Source organism: Atopomonas hussainii (assembly GCF_900109735.1).
Taxonomy (GTDB): Bacteria; Pseudomonadota; Gammaproteobacteria; order Pseudomonadales; family Pseudomonadaceae; genus Atopomonas; species Atopomonas hussainii.
This window is the reverse complement of sequence record NZ_FOAS01000003.1, coordinates 139,309-155,118: the sequence shown is the minus strand read 5'-3', so window position 1 is coordinate 155,118 and position 15,810 is coordinate 139,309. Positions and strand designations below refer to the sequence as shown.

Genomic DNA, 15,810 nt, shown 5'->3' with positions numbered 1-15,810 from the left:
TCATGTTCAACGAAATCGAAATCAAGCTACGCGCCACCCCCACCACGCTAGAGCGCCTAAAGCAGCATGCGCTGATTAAAAAGCGTAGCAAGGACGGCTGGCAGCGTGTGGCGCTGTTTAACCAGTACTTCGACACCCCCGAGCGCGCGCTGGCGCACAGCAAAGTGGCGCTGCGCCTACGTAAAGATGGCGAGCAATATATTCAAACCCTGAAAACCCGTGGCCAGAGCGTGGCGGGTTTGTCGGAACGTCATGAGTGGGATTGGTATCTCGACAGCGCCCAGCTGGATATCAGCAAGCTGGACGACAGCTGCTGGCCGGCGGAGTTGGCCGAGCTCAATAAAGCCACCTTGCAGCCGATTTTCTCCACCGATTTTGTGCGGGAAAAAACCGAGCTGGCCTGGGGCCGTGGCAAGCAAAAAGTCATCATCGAAGCGGCGCTGGACCAAGGCAGCGTGGTCGTCGGCGAGCACAGCGAACCGATCTGCGAAGTAGAGCTAGAACTGCGCCAAGGCGAGCCCGCCGCGCTGCTCGCCCTGGCCTGCGAATTGGCCGCAGACTTACCGCTGATGCCCTGCGATATCAGCAAGGCCGAGCGCGGTTATCGCCTGTTTGATAGCGCCAGCTACAGCTTGCGCTTGCCACAGGTGAGCTTAAGCGCCGAGCAAACGCTGGACGACAGCTTTGCCGCGCTGGGTTGGCAGTTACTCGGCGCCAGTCAGCGCTTAGCCGAGCAATACCGTTTTAACGGCCATTGGAAGCTGCTGGTTGAGTGGGTGGATTTGCTGCTTAGCCTGCGTGCGCTGTTGGCCAGCCCCGGCCAAGCCGTGCCGCGTAGCAGCACCAGCGCCTTGCGCCAGCATCTCGATGCATTGATCGCCACATGGCAGCCGCGCTCGGTAGAGGGCTATTACGAGCAAGCCACCCGCGAGGCCGCACCGGCACAGTTTGCCGAAGAGCTGGAAGGCACTCGCTGGGGCCAGTTGTCGCTGGGCTTAGCGCAGCTGCTGTTGACCCGCGCATGGCAAGCAGAACGCAACGCGAAAGGCACTAAAATCGGTGGCGTAGCGCTGGGCAACTGGCTGCTGCACCAATTAAAAGACGATGCCGAAGCGCTGAGCACACCGCTGGCGCTGGCTGAGCAAGATCCTGAACGTATCCGCGAGCAAACCCCGCGCCTGCAACGTGTGTGTCTCTGGTTAGAACATGCCCGTGGCTTGCTGGAGCTGCCCGAGGTTGACCGCTTCTACGGCGAGCTGAACAAGCTGCGTTACTTCGCCTATGTACCCGGCAGCGAGGGTTTGGAAGCCTGTCAGCATCAGGCGCATACTGTGCGTACCCTCAAGGCTTGGCGCGCGCTAAGTCGCTAAGCTAGACGCATTGAATCGAGTCAAGGAAGCATGAGCATGAACGCAGCAACACCCAGCCCCGACCGCGTTGTCGATTTGGCCGACGTGCTGCGTGATTTGGTGCGTGAAGAACGGGTCACCCAAGCGGCGGCTGAGCACTGCTTAGCCATCCGCCGCAGTGCGTTCACCAACAAGCAACACCCGCTCGACTTCCTCGCCTGCCAAGAGTTGCCCGATCCCAAACGGCCGGGCAAAAAACTCGATTTAGAAGTGCTCACCCAATGGCTGGCCGAGCGCAGCGGCCAGCCGTATTTGCGCATCGACCCGCTAAAAATCAACGTCGCGGCAGTGACCCCGCTGATGTCGTATGCCTTTGCTCAGCGGCATAAGATTCTTGCCGTGGCTACCGATAGCGACAGCGTCACCATCGCCAGTTGCGAGCCGTGGGTGCACAGCTGGGAAAGCAACCTGCGCCATGTGCTCAAGCGCGAAATCAAGCGTGTGGTGATCAACCCGCTGGATTTAGAGCGCTTCACCAACGAGTTTTACCGCGTGGCCAAATCGGTCAGCGGTGCCGGTGCGGTGGATCAGAAGATCAGCGGCGTGGGCAACTTTGAGCAGCTCTTGCAACTGGGTGCCGACCCCGATGCCAACGACGCGCACATCGTTACCATCGTCGACTGGTTGTTCCAGTTTGCCTTTCAGCAGCGCGCCAGTGACATCCACATCGAGCCACGCCGCGACATCGGTTTAGTGCGTTTTCGTATCGATGGCGTGCTGCACAATGTGTACGAGTTTCCCGCCAACGTCACCATGGCGGCGATTAGCCGCCTAAAAAGCCTTGGGCGGATGAACGTGGCCGAGAAACGTCGTCCACAAGATGGCCGGGTAAAAACCCGTACGCCACTGGGTAATGAGGTCGAGCTGCGTCTATCTACCCTGCCCACCGCCTTCGGCGAGAAGATGGTGATGCGTATCTTCGACCCCGAAGTGCTGCTCAAGGGCTTCCACGAACTGGGCTTTGGCAACGACGACTTAAAGCGCTGGACGCACATGACCAGCCAACCCAACGGCATTATTTTGGTTACCGGCCCCACTGGCTCGGGCAAGACCACCACGCTGTACACCACCCTCAAACAGCTGGCCACGCCGGAAGTTAACGTGTGCACCATCGAAGACCCGATCGAGATGATCGAGCCGTCGTTTAACCAAATGCAGGTGCAACACAATATCGACCTGACCTTCGCCAGCGGCGTACGCGCACTGCTGCGCCAAGACCCGGACATCATCATGGTCGGCGAGATCCGCGATCTGGAAACCGCCGAGATGGCCATACAAGCATCGCTGACCGGTCACTTGGTACTGTCTACCTTGCACACCAACGATGCGCCGACGGCGATCACTCGCCTGCTTGAGCTGGGCGTGCCGGCGTACCTGATCAAAGCCACGGTGCTCGGGGTGATGGCGCAGCGCTTGGTGCGTACCTTGTGCCCGCACTGTAAAGCGCCGACGTCGATTCCCGACGATGACTGGCAAGAGCTGACCCGCCCTTGGTCGTCTGCCGCACCCACCAAGGCGCAGCAAGCTGTGGGTTGTGAAGAGTGCCGCGACACAGGCTATCGCGGGCGTGCTGGGGTGTACGAAATCATGCCGCTGACCGACAGCCTGAAAGACTACATCCACGCCGACTGCGACCACATCGCCCTGCGCCGCCAGGCGTTTAAAGAGGGCATGCGCAGTCTGCGTTTGGCCGGTGCGCAGAAGATTGCCGCCGGACAAACCACGCTGGAAGAAGTGCTGCGCGTTACCCCGCAAAGCGAGCAGCGCTAATTCCGCGTCATTAAGGGCTGTCCCTCGGGCTGCCGCTCGGCTAGGCTTATCGCAAAACGATAACAACACCGACGCAGTGAAGCGCACCTACCACTACCTCATCAGCCTCTGCTGGCTTCTCGGCTTTTGCCTGCAAGTCAGCGCCGCAACGGCTATCGACCTCAGCCAACCCAGTTATAACTACCTGGGTAAAGACCTGTATTACCTGCTTGAAACGCGTCCGCAACCGCTCACCTTGGCGCAAGCCATGCAGGCGCAGCGGCAAGGTCAGTTTATGCAGCACCCCAGCAGCGTGTTGCATCTCGGCATCAACCCACCCGCACACTGGGTGTATTTACCGCTGGAAAACCAGCAAGACCGCCCCGTGCTGCGCTATCTGGAAGTCGGCCCGGTATGGGTCGATCGCTTTGATGCCTATCTGGTGGAAAACCAGCATGTTTTATTCGCCAGCAGCGCCGGCGACGAACTGCCGCAACATGCCCAGCCGGTGCCTGTACAAGGTTATGTAATGCCTCTGCAAATACCGCCCGGCCGCAGCGCACTGTTCTTACGCTTTGAAACCATAGACACCCAACCCTTGATGCTGCGCTTGTTAACCAGCGAACAGCAGCAGCGCCTCATCCTCTGGAACAGCTACAGTCATGGCGGCTTGTATGGCTTTTTATTGGCCCTGATCGCCTTCAATCTGATGCTGTTTGGCGGTCTGCGCGACCGTAATAGCCTTAATTACTCGGTCTTTCTCGCCACCTTTATCGCCCTCAACCTCACCTATACCGGCCACTTAAATGCCTGGGGTTGGCCAGAGACCGCGTCGATTACCCATTACGGCATTGTCGTGCTGATGGTGGCGATGGCGTGGACAGGCCTGCACTTCGCCCGGCACTTTTTGCAGTTGGCGCAGTTCTACCCGCGCCTCAATGGGCTAATTAAGCACTACAGCAATGCCTGTCTGTTGCTGGTGGTGGCCTTTGCCAGTTTTGATATGGCCTTGCCGGCGCAATACCTGACGTTTGCCGCGCTGGTGGCGTTCCCGTTCATCATGATGGCCCTCGGTGCGCTGTGCTGGCGCAAAGGGCTGTTGGCGGCGCGTTACTTCTTGGCGGCAACCACCTTCGGCATGCTAGGCACCGCCATCAGCAACCTCACAGTGATGGGCGTGCTGCCGTTTACTCTGCTCGGCTATCGCGCGGTAGAGGTCGGCTTGTTGATCGAAGCGACTCTGCTGGCATTAGCCTTGGCCTACCGGATGCGCCAGCATCAAGCCGCTCGCCTGCGTGCAGAAGAGCTGGCGCGCACCGACCCGCTGACGCAACTGCTCAACCGCCGCGCCTTCTTTGAATTAAGCGACCGCCTGTGGAGCACGTCGATTCGTAATCAGCGCCCGCTCGCGGTGATCTTGATCGACATTGACCATTTCAAGCGCATCAACGATGAACACGGCCATGCCACCGGCGACTTAGTCTTAGTGGCTGTCAGCACCTTGTTGCAACAGCTGGCGCGGCATGGCGACTTAACCGTGCGCTGGGGCGGTGAGGAGTTCCTGCTGCTGCTGCCCGAAACCAATGCCGAACAAGCTTGCCTACTGGCTGAGCGCCTGTGCGTGCGCATTGCCCAACTGAAACCCTCTGGCATTGCCGTCAGCGCCAGCTTAGGGGTGGCGCAGTTAGGCGGTGAAAGCAATCTGGATGAACTCATCAACACCGCTGACGAGCAGCTGTATCGCGCCAAACACGCGGGCCGCAATCAGGTGGTGTGTGCCCATGCGGCGGGCGAATAAGCGTCACGCGGCGATAAAACTCAACTAGGCTGAGAAAAAAACACCAGAACCTCCACCTTGAAAGCAATCAACCACTGGCTACGTTCAGCTCTGGCTGTGCTGAGCCTAATTAGCGCGCCCTACGGCTTTGGTGCCGTAGAACTCACCGAGCCCAGTTATGACTATCTGGGTCAAGAGCTGAGCTATTTCTTCGAGCCCGAAGGGCCGCCCTTGTCACTGTCTGAGGCCATGGCAGCGCGGCACAGTGGGCAATTCCAATCGCATCACAGCCGCGTCTTGCACTTAGGCTCAGCCCCTAAGCCGCACTGGGTATATTTGCCGCTACATAACGCTGACGATAAGGCGCTGCGCCGCACCTTAGAAATTGGCCCCGCATGGATCGACCAGATGAATGTCTATCTGCTGCACGGTCAGCAGGTTTTGCAGGCGTTTTACGCTGGTGATGCTAAGCCACGGCAACAGCGGCCTGTGCCTAATCAGGGTTATCTCTTTGTTCTCGACGTGCCGCCGGGCAATAGCGGCCTCTATGTACGCTTTGAAAACATCGGTTCGCACCCACTCGTGGTGCGCCTGTTAGAAGAAACACAGCAACGCACAGTGGCGAAATGGATCAGTTTCATTGACGGTGCACAACTGGGCTATCTCCTCGCCTTGATCGCCTTTAACTTGATGCTTTACAGCGGTTTGCGCGACCCCAATACACTGAACTACTCAGTGTTTTTGTTTATTTATGTGCTTCTGTATCTGCTGTCTTCCAGCTATATCAATGAGTGGTTTTGGCCAGACTCCAACCATTTCGGCATTTTAATGCTGCTGGTCGCCGTGGCCTGGAGCAGTCTGCACTTTGCCCGTCATTTCCTTGATATTCCGGCACTTTATCCGCGCCTAAATAGCCTGCTGAAATGGGGCGCCAATGCCTTTATGGCGCTGTCCGTGCTGCTGTCGTTAAGCGGTTTCTATGTGGCCGGTATGCGCCTAACGTTTATCGCCCTCATCATTTACCCGGTCGTGATGGTGGTTTTAGGCGGGCTCTGCTTAAGTCGTGGCCTGCTCGCCGCACGTTATTTTCTGGCGGCCTCGGCCTTTGGCTTGCTTGGCACCGCCACCACCAATTTGGCGTTGTGGAATGTTTTGCCCTTCAACACGTTGACGTTTAACGCGATGAAAATCGGGGTTCTTTTGGAAGCCACGCTGCTGGCGTTGGCCTTGGCCTACCAAATGCGCCAGCATCAAGTGGCGCGCCTGCAAGCTGAGCACATGGCGCGTACGGACCCGTTGACTGGGCTGTTTAATCGCCGCGCGTTCTTCGATGTCAGCGATAGTCTGTGGAGCACCGCCATGCGCAATCATCGGCCGCTGTCGGTGATTCTGCTCGATATCGATCACTTCAAGCAGATTAACGATCAACACGGTCACGCCACTGGTGACTTAGTACTCATCGCCCTGAGCAAACTGCTCCAGCAAACCGCCCGGCATGGCGATATTTGTGTGCGCTGGGGTGGTGAAGAATTCTTGCTGCTACTGCCCGAAACCCATGACGTGCAGGCCGCGCACTTGGCTGAACGGCTGCGCGAGCAAGTCGAGCGACTGAAGCCGGCTGGCCTTAGCATCACCGTTAGCTTAGGCGTGGCGGAGCGCGGCAATCACTACAGCCTCGACAGCCTGATCAATGACGCCGACCAGCGCCTGTACAGCGCCAAAGACGCCGGGCGCAATCAGGTTTGCCATCAAGCCTGCGTAACGTGCAGCGATGAACTGGGGCAAGCCCTGTAATCAGCCGTTTTTGTCCGCCCGCGCCGCTTTAGCCAACACCATAGGCCCGCAGCGTTGGTAGCCAGCCGCCACATTACGGCTGTACTTGGCATGCCAAGCAAAGACAAATTGGCCATTTTTCAGCTTATCGACCACCATGCGCGCCACCCCTTGGCGCACGGCAGGGCAACCTAAACTGCGACCAATACGGCCTTGGCGGCTGATCCACGCGGGGTTCACATACGCGGCACCATGAATCACGATAGCGCGCTCGCGGGCTTTATCGTTAAGCCCCGGCTCTAGGCCATCCATGCGCAGTGAATAGCCATGCTTGCCGCGATAGCTCTCCGCACCTTGGAACAAGCCCAGACTGGTTTGGTGCGAATTCACGCGGTTAGAGAATTGTGTGGCGAGGTTCTCACCCGAGGCACGGCCATGCGCCACATAATCGCGCAGCAACAGGCGTTTACGGTTTAAGTCGAAGATATATAAGCGCTTTTCGGTGGAAGGGCGGGAGTAATCAATCACCGCCAAGCGTTGCGCCGGTTTCGCACCATGGTTAATCGCGCACTGCATCGCCGCCAGCGCGTGACGCAACGCCTGCCGATCGAGTTGCGGCGCACGCTGCGCCAATGCTTGAAATAAAGATGAATCGGCAAAAGCCGGTGTGCTCAGCCAGCACAACATTGCCAGCCCAACGTTTCGCAACCACGCCGCGCGCATACTGCTCCCCCATGGCCCGGCAATGTCCCTATTGGTCGTCACGTTGGCATACCTATACTTGTTATGTTGCTATGGATAGCAATCAGGATAGCCGGTAACGACACGGAGCCCGTACAAATTGATCAAAAAAACAGCACTTTACCTGAACATGCTCATGTTGAGTGTGCCATTGGTCGCGGCTGCCGAAGTGCCTTGGCCACAGTGCGCCGCGATTTCTGCGCAAGATGATCGGGCCCTGCAAGCGTTTTACCACCCCTTAAACGACCAGCCGCAATGGCTGCAAGCGGGCCAACGTGAGCGTTTGGCTGAGGCGCTGGCGACACTGGCCGATGATGGTTTAAACCCCGACGACTACCGCCTAGGCAGCACAGCACCGCAAGCGCTTGACTGCGCAGAACTGACGCACAGCTTGGCGTATTGGCACGCCATGCAGCACCTGTATTTTGGCCGCTTGCCGCAGGAATTACTGGAGCCCATCTGGCAACGTGAGCCATGGGATAAACCCGCCGCCGAGGCCCAGCTGCTCCGTTGGGCACAGGCGTTTGTGCAAAAGCCTGCGCAGGGCTTTGCCAAAGCCCGGCCACTGTCGGCGCAATACGCTGCGCTACGCCGCGTGTATGCCGCCGAACGCGAGCAAGCCTATGCCGCTTGGCCGCTGGTTGAGCCGGGCGCACTGCTCAAGCTCGGCAGTCGCGGCGCGCGCGTGACGCAGCTGCGTGAACGCTTAATCGCCAGCGGGCACTTAACGGCCGAGCCTGTCGCCGAGGCCGAACTGTTCGATCAAACACTCGCCGACGCCGTGCGGCAAGTGCAGCGCGAGCATGCCCTTAACCCCGATGCGCTGGTCGGCAGTGGCACTCTACAAGCGCTGAATCTTGGCCCAACACAGCGCCGCGATCAGTTACGGGTGAACTTGGAACGTCTGCGTTGGTTGCGGCACTTCTTCGAGCCCGACTTACTGCTGATCAATGTCGCCGCTGCCGAGCTACATCTGTACCGCGATGGCCAGCCGGTGTGGCACACGCGCACCCAAGTGGGCCGCGCCGAGCGGCCAACGCCACTGCTTAAATCACGCCTGTCGCGCCTAACCTTAAACCCCAGCTGGACGATTCCGCCGACCATCTTAAAGAAAGACAAGCTGCCGAAGATTCGCGCCGACCTTGCCTACTTAGAACAAGAGAACCTGCTGGTATTGGACTTCAACGGTAAGCAGCTCGACCCCACGAGCATCGACTGGGCACGCCCCGGCGGCATCATGCTGCGCCAACCTCCGGGGCCGAAAAACCCGCTGGGGCATATGGCGCTGCGCTTTGCTAATCCGTTCTCGGTGTATTTGCACGACACGCCGAGCCAAAACTTATTTGCCAAAGCGCCGCGCACCTTTAGCTCGGGCTGCGTGCGTATCGAGGCGGTGGACACCTTAAGCAGCTTGCTGCTTAGCGAGGCGGAACTTACCCGCGTGCAAGAGCTGCTGGCTAAAGGCGACACCTATGAATACCGCCTTGCGGCGGGCATTCCGCTGCTGATGGCGTACTGGACGGTCGAGGTGGATGGCCAAGGGCACGTCACTCGCTACCCCGACAGTTACGGCCATGATGCTAAGATTTTGCAGGCTTTACTCAAGGCCGATGCGCGCTCTCGTATTTAACCCGTAAAAGGAACACTCACATGGAAATCGGTGGCGTTATTTCACTGTTTGTCGGCTTGGCTGTGGCCATTGTCTTTATGGGCTTCAAGGTTGTGCCGCAGGGTTACCAGTGGACGGTCGAGCGCTTTGGCCGCTACACCAACACGCTCAAGCCGGGCCTGAACATCATCATTCCGGTGATGGATCGCATCGGCCACAAGATCAACATGATGGAGCGCGTGCTGGACATCCCCCCGCAAGAGGCGATCAGCGCCGACAACGCCATCGTCGAAATCGACGCGGTGTGCTTCTTCCAGATCGTCAACGCCGCGCAAGCCGCTTATGAGGTGAGCGAACTGGAATACGCGATTCGCAACTTGGTGATGACCAACATCCGTACTGTGCTGGGCTCCATGGAGCTTGACCACATGCTCAGCCAACGCGATGCGATCAACGAGCGCCTGCTGCGCACCGTGGATGAAGCCACCACGCCGTGGGGCGTAAAAGTCACCCGTATCGAGATTAAAGACATCACCCCGCCGACCGACTTGGTCGAAGCCATGGCCAGCCAGATGAAAGCCGAGCGCTTAAAGCGTGCGCAAGTTTTGGAAGCCGAAGGCGCTCGGCAGGCACAAATCCTCACCGCCGAAGGTAAAAAACAAGCGCAGATTCTTGAGGCCGAAGGCGAACGCCAAGCGGCATTCCTCGAAGCCGAAGCCCGCGAGCGTGCTGCCGAGGCAGAAGCCAAGGCTACTCAGATGGTTTCTGAAGCCATCGCCAGCGGCAGCCTGCAAGCGGTGAACTATTTCGTTGCGCAGAAATACGTCGAAGCGCTTGGCCAACTGGCCGCCGCGGATAACAGCAAGGTCATCCTTATGCCGCTCGAGTCCAGCCAACTGGTCGGCACGCTCGGCGGGATTGGCGAAATCGTTAAAGAGACCTTCGGCAATAAGGGCTAAGCCATGCTCGATTACCTGCACACCTTATCGTTTTGGGACTGGCTGGGCTTTGGCACCTTGTTGCTGATTATCGAGGTGCTCGGTACCGGCGGTTATTTCCTCTGGCTGGGGCTCTCGGCAGCCTTGATCGGCGTGCTGACATGGCTGTTTCCGGGCCTCGACTGGCGCGGCCAGTTTTTGCTGTTTGCCGTGATGTCGGTGATCAGCGGCGTGCTCTGGTGGCGTCAGCAGAAAAACAACCCCACCCCCAGCGAGCAGCCGGGGCTGAATCAGCGCGGCACCGAGCTACTGGGGCGAACCTTTAACCTGCACGAAGCGATTGTCGAAGGGCGCGGCAAAATCAAAGCCGGCGACACCCTGTGGCTCGTCACCGGGCCCGATTTACCCAGCGGCCAAGCGGTGAAAGTCACAGCCATCAACGGAGTGATTCTGACCGTGCATCCGGCCAGCTGAGTGGCTTAACGCTGGCGAAACTGCCCCGGCGTTACCCCACACCAACGGCGGAAGGCTTTGCTGAACGCACTCTCGTCAGCAAAGCCGAGCTGCTCGGCCAACTGTTGAATGCTGCGCCCGTCTCGCAGGCCTTGTTCGGCCAAACGACTGAGCACTTGCTCGCGCAGCAGCTTAAAGCTGGCACCTTCTTCGGCGAGTTTGCGATTCAGATGCCGGCCACTGACGGCCAGTCGCTCGGCCACGCGCTCTTTACCCCAGGCGGGAAATTCGTTGAGTAGCTGCGCCACCTGCGCGCTCAAGCTGCTATTGCCCAGCGCGTCTAACTGCTGATCGGCCAGCTGACGCAAATGGCTGCACATGGCCGGATTAGCTTGGATCAGCGCTTGGCTAAGTACCGCGCGCGGCAGGCTCAACGCATTGCTGGAGGCTGAAAAACGCACCGGGCAGGCCAGTACTTGCTGATAGGCGTTATTGGCCGCCAGCGCTGGATGGGCAAACTGCACGTGTAAGTCCAGCTCACGGCCACCGCTAATCCAGCGGGTCATATTGATCAGGCTGGCCAGCACGGCTTCCACACGCATCTCAGTCAGCACGTTGTAGCGCGGCTGATAGCTGAGCACGCAGCGCTCGCCTTCGTGCTGCAGGCTAAACTCGCCGCCCTCGCCAATAATCGGGTAGTACTCCAAGAGCGCCTCCAGCGCCTCGCCTAAGCTGTCGCAGCTCATCAGCAGCACGCCGACCAAATCCAGATGGCCTATGTGCAGGGCATGGCCCAACTGCAAGCCCAGCAGTGGCTCGCGGCTTTGCGCGGCCAAGTGCTGCCACAGGGCATCTTGCTGGGCCAGCGGCACGCGGCTGGGCAACTTGCTCGGCCATGCTGGCGGCAAGCTGAGGCCTAAGCGCTCGGCGGCCTGACACAGGCCTTGGGCGTATTGCACGGTGATGGAAGGGGTAATGGAAGGGGTAGACGTCATGGGCGCGATTTAACCAGATCAGGTCCCGAATCGACCGTGCCAGCGCGGCGCGGCTTTTCTAAGCTGGCGATAAGCATAACAACAAGCAAGCCGCCATGACCCCGATCAAGCCTTACGGATTCGCCACACGGTGCCCACGATGAACGCCGTGGAGATTCAATTTGACCCCGCCAGCCTAGTGCTGATCAACCTGCTGCTGGCGGTGATGATGTTTGGCGTGTCGCTGGAGCTACGCGTGGCGCATTTCAGCGCCATTTTGCGTGCACCGAAAGCTCCCGTCGTGGGGCTAATCGCGCAATTTTTGCTGCTGCCAGCGCTGACCTGCGCGTTGATCTGGCTGCTGCCGATTGCCCCCGAGCTGGGCCTAGGCATGTTACTGCTCGCCGCCTGCCCCGGCGGCACCTTCAGCAATATCATGACGTGGCTGGCGCGCGGCGATGTGGCGGTATCGGTGAGCATGACGGCGGTGTCGAGTTTGGCCGCCAGCGTGCTTACGCCGCTGAATTTCGCTTTTTACGCCTGGCTTAATCCGAAGACCCAAGCGCTGCTGAGCAGCATTCATATCGCCCCGCTGGAGCTGCTGCTGATGGTGCTCTTGGTGCTCGGCGTGCCCTTGGTGGCCGGTATGTGGGTGGGGCGGCGCTTTCCGCAGCTTTCTAAACGCATCGAGCAACCGCTGCGCTGGGTGGCATTGGCGGTGATGCTCGGTTTTGTTGCGATTGCCTTTGGCCGCAATTGGTCGGCGTTTGTCGAACACTTCCACCTGTTTTTCTACTTGGTGGTGGGGCATAACGCGCTGGCGCTGCTGGTGGGTTTTGCCGCTGCGCGCCTGACCAGTTTAAACCCCGCACAGCAACGGGCGATCACCCTTGAGGTGGGCATTCAAAATGCCGCGCTGGGGCTGGCGATTATCTTTACCTTCTTCCCGCAAGCTACCGGCATGCTGCTGATTGCCGCGTTCTGGGGCACGTGGCACTTGGTCAGTGGTTTGCTGCTGGCGCTGTATTGGTCGCGCCAACCGTTACCGGTGTTAAGCGAGGCCAAACCATGTGCGTAACCTTAATCACAGGTGCCGCCAGCGGCTTGGGTTGGGCGCTGGCGCAAGCCTGTCAGGCGCGTGGCGATCAACTGCTGCTTACCGACCTCAATCAAGACTTGTTAGAGCAACGCGCCGCCAGCCTCACGGCCACTAAGGTGATTAGCTTGGCCGGCGATATTTGTGACGAGCAAGTGCAACTGGCCTTAGTAGATGCCTGCTTGGCCGAGTTTGGCCGCCTCGATGTGCTGATCAACAACGCCGGCATTACCCATCGCTCGCTCACCCAGCGCACGGCGCCTGAGGTGTTTCGCAAGGTGATGGCGGTGAACTACCACGCGCCGCTGGAACTAACCCTTAAAGCTTTGCCGCTGCTTAAAGCCAGTCGCGGGCAGATTGTTGCCGTGGGCTCGATGGCCAGCTGGATGCCCGTGCTCGGCCGTGCTGGTTACTGCGCAGCGAAAAGCGCCTTGGCGCAAGCGTTAGAGGTGTTGCGCGGCGAAGTGCGCCGCGATGGCGTGCGTTTATTGCTGGTGTACCCGAGCTTTTTGGCCACGCCGATTGAGCAAAACGCCCTCGGCGCCGATGGCCAAGCGGCCAGTCATGCACGCACCACACTCGGTACTTTGCACAGTGCCGAGTGGATGGCAGACAAGGTCATTCTCGCGCAAGCCCAAGGCTTAGAGCGTTTATTTCCCGACCGGCGCACGCATCTGGCCAGCTTGTTGTGGCGACTGGCGCCGAGCTTTTTCCATCGGCAGATGTGCCGCCGTTTTGCTGCGGAGCTGCACTGATGGAATGGTTAAGCGCCGCTTGGCTGGCCGTGGGTGTGTTTATTCTGCTCGCCTACACGCTGGAGGCCATCACCGGCTTTGGCAGCATCGTGATTGCCTTGTCGCTCAGCGCCTTGCTGCTGCCGATCGAGCAATTACTGCCGGTGCTGGTGCCGCTGAATATCGGTTTAACCGGTTATTTAGCGTGGCGTTATCGGCAGGCCATCGATAAGCCCTTGCTGCTCAAGTTGATTCTGCCCGGCATGCTGCTCGGCACCACAGCAGGCTATTTTGTGCGCCCGTATTTGGATGAAAACCTGCTGCGCCAGCTGCTCGGCGTGCTGGTGTTGTGGTTTGCCGGTCGCGAATTGTGGCGCTTGCGTAGCGCCACTGTGGCGAGTGCCCACCCGCTGTGGCTAAGCCGCGTGCTCACCTTGGGCGGCGGCCTGTGTCACGGCTTATTCGCCAGCGGCGGGCCCTTGTTGGTGTACGCATTGGCCGGCAGCACGCTGGATAAAACCCGCTTTCGCGCCACCTTAGTCACCGTTTGGTTCAGCTTAAACAGCCTGCTCACGCTGGCGTTCCTTGCTGACGGCCGCCTTAGCGCGGCGCTCCCGCACATCGCTCTGTTCGCGCCCTTGCTGCTGCTCGGGCTGTGGGTGGGCGAAACCCTTCACCATAAGGTCAACGAACGGCATTTCCGGATCGCGGTGTACTGGCTGCTGCTGGTCACTGCGCTGATTTTGCTCTGGCCGCGCTGAGGACAGTTCCATGCAGTACGACATCGCCATCAACCACGCGCGTTATTTCGACGGCTGCGGCAGCCCCGCCGAGGTGCGCCACCTCGGCATTAAAGACGGCCGCGTGGCCTGCGTGAGCCTCGCACCGATCAGTGCCGAGCAGGCCGCGCAAGTGATCGACGGCCACGGCCACTGGCTAACCCCGGGCTTTATCGAGTGCCACTCGCATTACGATGCCGAGGTGATTGCCGCGCCCGCGCTGAAAGAGTCGGTGCGCCACGGCGTCACCAGTGTGGCGGTGGGCTCTTGCTCAATCAGCATGTTGCTGGCCGATGCCGAGGATTGCTCCGACCTATTTACCCGCGTCGAAGCCGTGCCGCGCGAGCTGGTGTTGCCGGTGCTTAAAGAGAAAAAAACCTGGCGCGACCCGGCTGGCTACCGCGCCTTTTACGACCAACACCCGCTGGGGCCGAACGTGTGTTCCTTCTTAGGCCACTCGGAACTGCGTGTCGCGGTGATGGGCCTTGAGCGCGCCACCAGCAAGGTGAAACCCACAGAGGCCGAGCTGCAGCGTATGGAAGAGCTGTTGGAGCAGGCGCTGGATGCCGGCTGCATCGGCCTGTCGGTAATGACCACTAAGCTCGACAAGATGGACGGCGACCGCGCCTGGTCTAGCCCGCTGCCGTCGACCTTTGCTACCTGGCACGAGTTCTCGCGCCTGTTCGCCATTTTGCGCCGCCGTGGCGCGGTGCTGCAGGGCGCGCCGAATGCGGTCACTAAGGTGAACGTGTTTGCCTTCTTGTGGCAGGCGCATGGCTGGGGGCGCACGCCGCTAAAATGCAGCATGCTCACCGCGCTGGACCTTAAAGCGCAGCCTTTCCTGCATCGCATCACCCGCGCTTCCGGCTGGCTGGCCAATACCGTGCTGCGCGGCAACTTTCGTTGGCAGACCTTGCCCGCGCCGTTCACTGTGCATTTGGAAGGGCTGAACGTGAACGCCTTTGAGGAGTTCGGCGCCGGCGAAGTGCTGCGCGATATCAAAGACGAAGACATGCTCTACGAGAAAATCGACGAGCCAGAATTTCGTGCGCTGTTTAAAAAACAGGTGCAGGCCATCTTTACCAAAGGCCTGTGGCACCGCGATTTTGCCGACAGCTGGATTACCGATTGCCCCGACGCCAGTTTGGTTGGCCGTAACTTCGCCGGCATTGGCCGCGAGCGCGGCAGCGACCCGGTAGACACTTACTTCGCGCTGGCCAAGCAATACCGCAACGCGCTGAAGTGGAAGACCAACTACGGCAATCACCGCCCCGAGATTGTCGAGCAGCTGATCGCCAGCCCGTGGACGCATCCGGGCTTTGCTGACTCTGGTGCGCATTTGCGTTCCATTGCGCAGTACAACTTCCCGCTCAGGTTCTTGAAGTACGTGCGCGATGCCGCCGAGCAAGGCCGTGCCTTTATGCCGATCGAAAAAGCTGTGCAGCGTTTAACCGGTGAGCTGGGCGAGTGGTTCGGCATTAACGCCGGCACTCTGCGCGTGGGTGATCGGGCCGACTTAGTGCTGATTAACCCCGCAGGCTTAAATGAGGAGCTGGACAGCATCAGCGAAGCACCGATGGAAATCCTCAACCTGCCGCGCTTGGTCAAGCGTAACGATGCAGCGGTCAAAGCGTGTCTGATCAATGGCCGTGTGGCCTACCAACAAGGCAGCGAATACCCCGAGGCATTAGGCAAGCAGCGCGACTTCGGGCAGTTTTTGCCCGGCGTGCAGGTAGTGCCGCGCATGACTACGGTATAAGTGCATTTCGCGCAGGCAT

Annotated in this window: 13 protein-coding genes; 11 read left to right on the top strand and 2 right to left on the bottom strand. The window is 59.5% G+C overall.

All coding sequences use genetic code 11. The annotated features are described in order from the left end of the window. Positions 1-2: 2 nt before the first annotated feature. The 4 genes from BMX80_RS03775 to BMX80_RS03760 all read left to right on the top strand — a co-directional run bounded on the left by BMX80_RS03775 (position 3) and on the right by BMX80_RS03760 (position 6,729). Positions 3-1,370, top strand: a complete 1,368-nt coding sequence (locus BMX80_RS03775; protein ID WP_074865281.1) for a CYTH domain-containing protein — start codon at positions 3-5, stop codon at positions 1,368-1,370. Positions 1,371-1,406: 36 nt separating this feature from the next. Next, on the top strand, positions 1,407-3,179 hold the full coding sequence (locus BMX80_RS03770) for a type IV pilus assembly ATPase TfpB (protein ID WP_074865278.1): 1,773 nt from the start codon (positions 1,407-1,409) through the stop codon (positions 3,177-3,179). 76 nt (positions 3,180-3,255) lie between these two features. Next, positions 3,256-4,956, top strand: coding sequence for a diguanylate cyclase (locus BMX80_RS03765; protein WP_074865275.1), 1,701 nt, complete (start codon positions 3,256-3,258; stop codon positions 4,954-4,956). Between the two features lie 57 nt (positions 4,957-5,013). Beyond that, complete coding sequence (locus BMX80_RS03760; protein ID WP_083394232.1) at positions 5,014-6,729, top strand: diguanylate cyclase; 1,716 nt, start codon at positions 5,014-5,016, stop codon at positions 6,727-6,729. On the opposite strand, the gene BMX80_RS03755 is transcribed toward BMX80_RS03760, so the two are convergent. Beyond that, positions 6,730-7,395 (bottom strand): murein L,D-transpeptidase catalytic domain family protein, encoded by a 666-nt coding sequence (locus tag BMX80_RS03755; protein ID WP_235821599.1) that lies wholly within the window; start codon positions 7,393-7,395, stop codon positions 6,730-6,732. Between the two features lie 190 nt (positions 7,396-7,585). Between BMX80_RS03755 and BMX80_RS03750 the strand changes: the two genes are divergently transcribed. The 3 genes from BMX80_RS03750 to BMX80_RS03740 are packed head-to-tail and all read left to right on the top strand — an operon-like array spanning position 7,586 to position 10,470. After that, positions 7,586-9,079 carry a L,D-transpeptidase family protein gene (locus BMX80_RS03750; protein WP_235821598.1) on the top strand — a complete coding sequence of 498 codons (1,494 nt, stop codon included), beginning with the start codon at positions 7,586-7,588 and terminating at the stop codon, positions 9,077-9,079. Between the two features lie 20 nt (positions 9,080-9,099). Continuing rightward, complete coding sequence (locus BMX80_RS03745) at positions 9,100-10,017, top strand: SPFH domain-containing protein (protein WP_071870942.1); 918 nt, start codon at positions 9,100-9,102, stop codon at positions 10,015-10,017. 3 nt (positions 10,018-10,020) lie between these two features. Further along, on the top strand, positions 10,021-10,470 hold the full coding sequence (locus tag BMX80_RS03740; RefSeq protein WP_071870943.1) for an NfeD family protein: 450 nt from the start codon (positions 10,021-10,023) through the stop codon (positions 10,468-10,470). A gap of 5 nt (positions 10,471-10,475) precedes the next feature. Here the strand turns inward: BMX80_RS03740 and BMX80_RS03735 are convergent, their stop codons facing one another. Continuing rightward, complete coding sequence (locus tag BMX80_RS03735; RefSeq protein ID WP_074865266.1) at positions 10,476-11,444, bottom strand: AraC family transcriptional regulator; 969 nt, start codon at positions 11,442-11,444, stop codon at positions 10,476-10,478. Positions 11,445-11,583: 139 nt separating this feature from the next. Between BMX80_RS03735 and BMX80_RS03730 the strand changes: the two genes are divergently transcribed. Genes BMX80_RS03730 through BMX80_RS03715 form a run of 4 tightly spaced genes read left to right on the top strand, consistent with a single transcriptional unit; the run spans position 11,584 to position 15,791 of the window. Beyond that, positions 11,584-12,501 (top strand): bile acid:sodium symporter family protein, encoded by a 918-nt coding sequence (locus BMX80_RS03730; RefSeq protein ID WP_074865264.1) that lies wholly within the window; start codon positions 11,584-11,586, stop codon positions 12,499-12,501. Beyond that, positions 12,492-13,274, top strand: a complete 783-nt coding sequence (locus BMX80_RS03725; protein WP_074865262.1) for an SDR family NAD(P)-dependent oxidoreductase — start codon at positions 12,492-12,494, stop codon at positions 13,272-13,274. Before BMX80_RS03730 ends, BMX80_RS03725 begins: the two co-directional genes overlap by 10 nt. Further along, complete coding sequence (locus BMX80_RS03720; protein ID WP_074865260.1) at positions 13,274-14,014, top strand: sulfite exporter TauE/SafE family protein; 741 nt, start codon at positions 13,274-13,276, stop codon at positions 14,012-14,014. The genes BMX80_RS03725 and BMX80_RS03720 overlap by 1 nt, the downstream gene beginning before the upstream one ends. Positions 14,015-14,024: 10 nt before the next feature. Further along, positions 14,025-15,791, top strand: a complete 1,767-nt coding sequence (locus BMX80_RS03715; RefSeq protein WP_074865256.1) for an N-acyl-D-amino-acid deacylase family protein — start codon at positions 14,025-14,027, stop codon at positions 15,789-15,791. Positions 15,792-15,810 lie beyond the last annotated feature (19 nt).

Excerpts from the sequence above, each read along its gene's own strand:
- BMX80_RS03775 (WP_074865281.1), top strand. The coding sequence starts at position 3 with ATGTTCAACGAAATCGAAATCAAGCTACGCGCCACCCCCACCACGCTA.
- BMX80_RS03770 (WP_074865278.1), top strand. The coding sequence starts at position 1,407 with ATGAACGCAGCAACACCCAGCCCCGACCGCGTTGTCGATTTGGCCGAC.
- BMX80_RS03755 (WP_235821599.1), bottom strand. The coding sequence starts at position 7,395 with ATGTTGTGCTGGCTGAGCACACCGGCTTTTGCCGATTCATCTTTATTT.
- BMX80_RS03750 (WP_235821598.1), top strand. The coding sequence starts at position 7,586 with ATGTTGAGTGTGCCATTGGTCGCGGCTGCCGAAGTGCCTTGGCCACAG.
- BMX80_RS03745 (WP_071870942.1), top strand. The coding sequence starts at position 9,100 with ATGGAAATCGGTGGCGTTATTTCACTGTTTGTCGGCTTGGCTGTGGCC.
- BMX80_RS03740 (WP_071870943.1), top strand. The coding sequence starts at position 10,021 with ATGCTCGATTACCTGCACACCTTATCGTTTTGGGACTGGCTGGGCTTT.
- BMX80_RS03735 (WP_074865266.1), bottom strand. The coding sequence starts at position 11,444 with ATGACGTCTACCCCTTCCATTACCCCTTCCATCACCGTGCAATACGCC.
- BMX80_RS03730 (WP_074865264.1), top strand. The coding sequence starts at position 11,584 with ATGAACGCCGTGGAGATTCAATTTGACCCCGCCAGCCTAGTGCTGATC.
- BMX80_RS03725 (WP_074865262.1), top strand. The coding sequence starts at position 12,492 with ATGTGCGTAACCTTAATCACAGGTGCCGCCAGCGGCTTGGGTTGGGCG.
- BMX80_RS03720 (WP_074865260.1), top strand. The coding sequence starts at position 13,274 with ATGGAATGGTTAAGCGCCGCTTGGCTGGCCGTGGGTGTGTTTATTCTG.
- BMX80_RS03715 (WP_074865256.1), top strand. The coding sequence starts at position 14,025 with ATGCAGTACGACATCGCCATCAACCACGCGCGTTATTTCGACGGCTGC.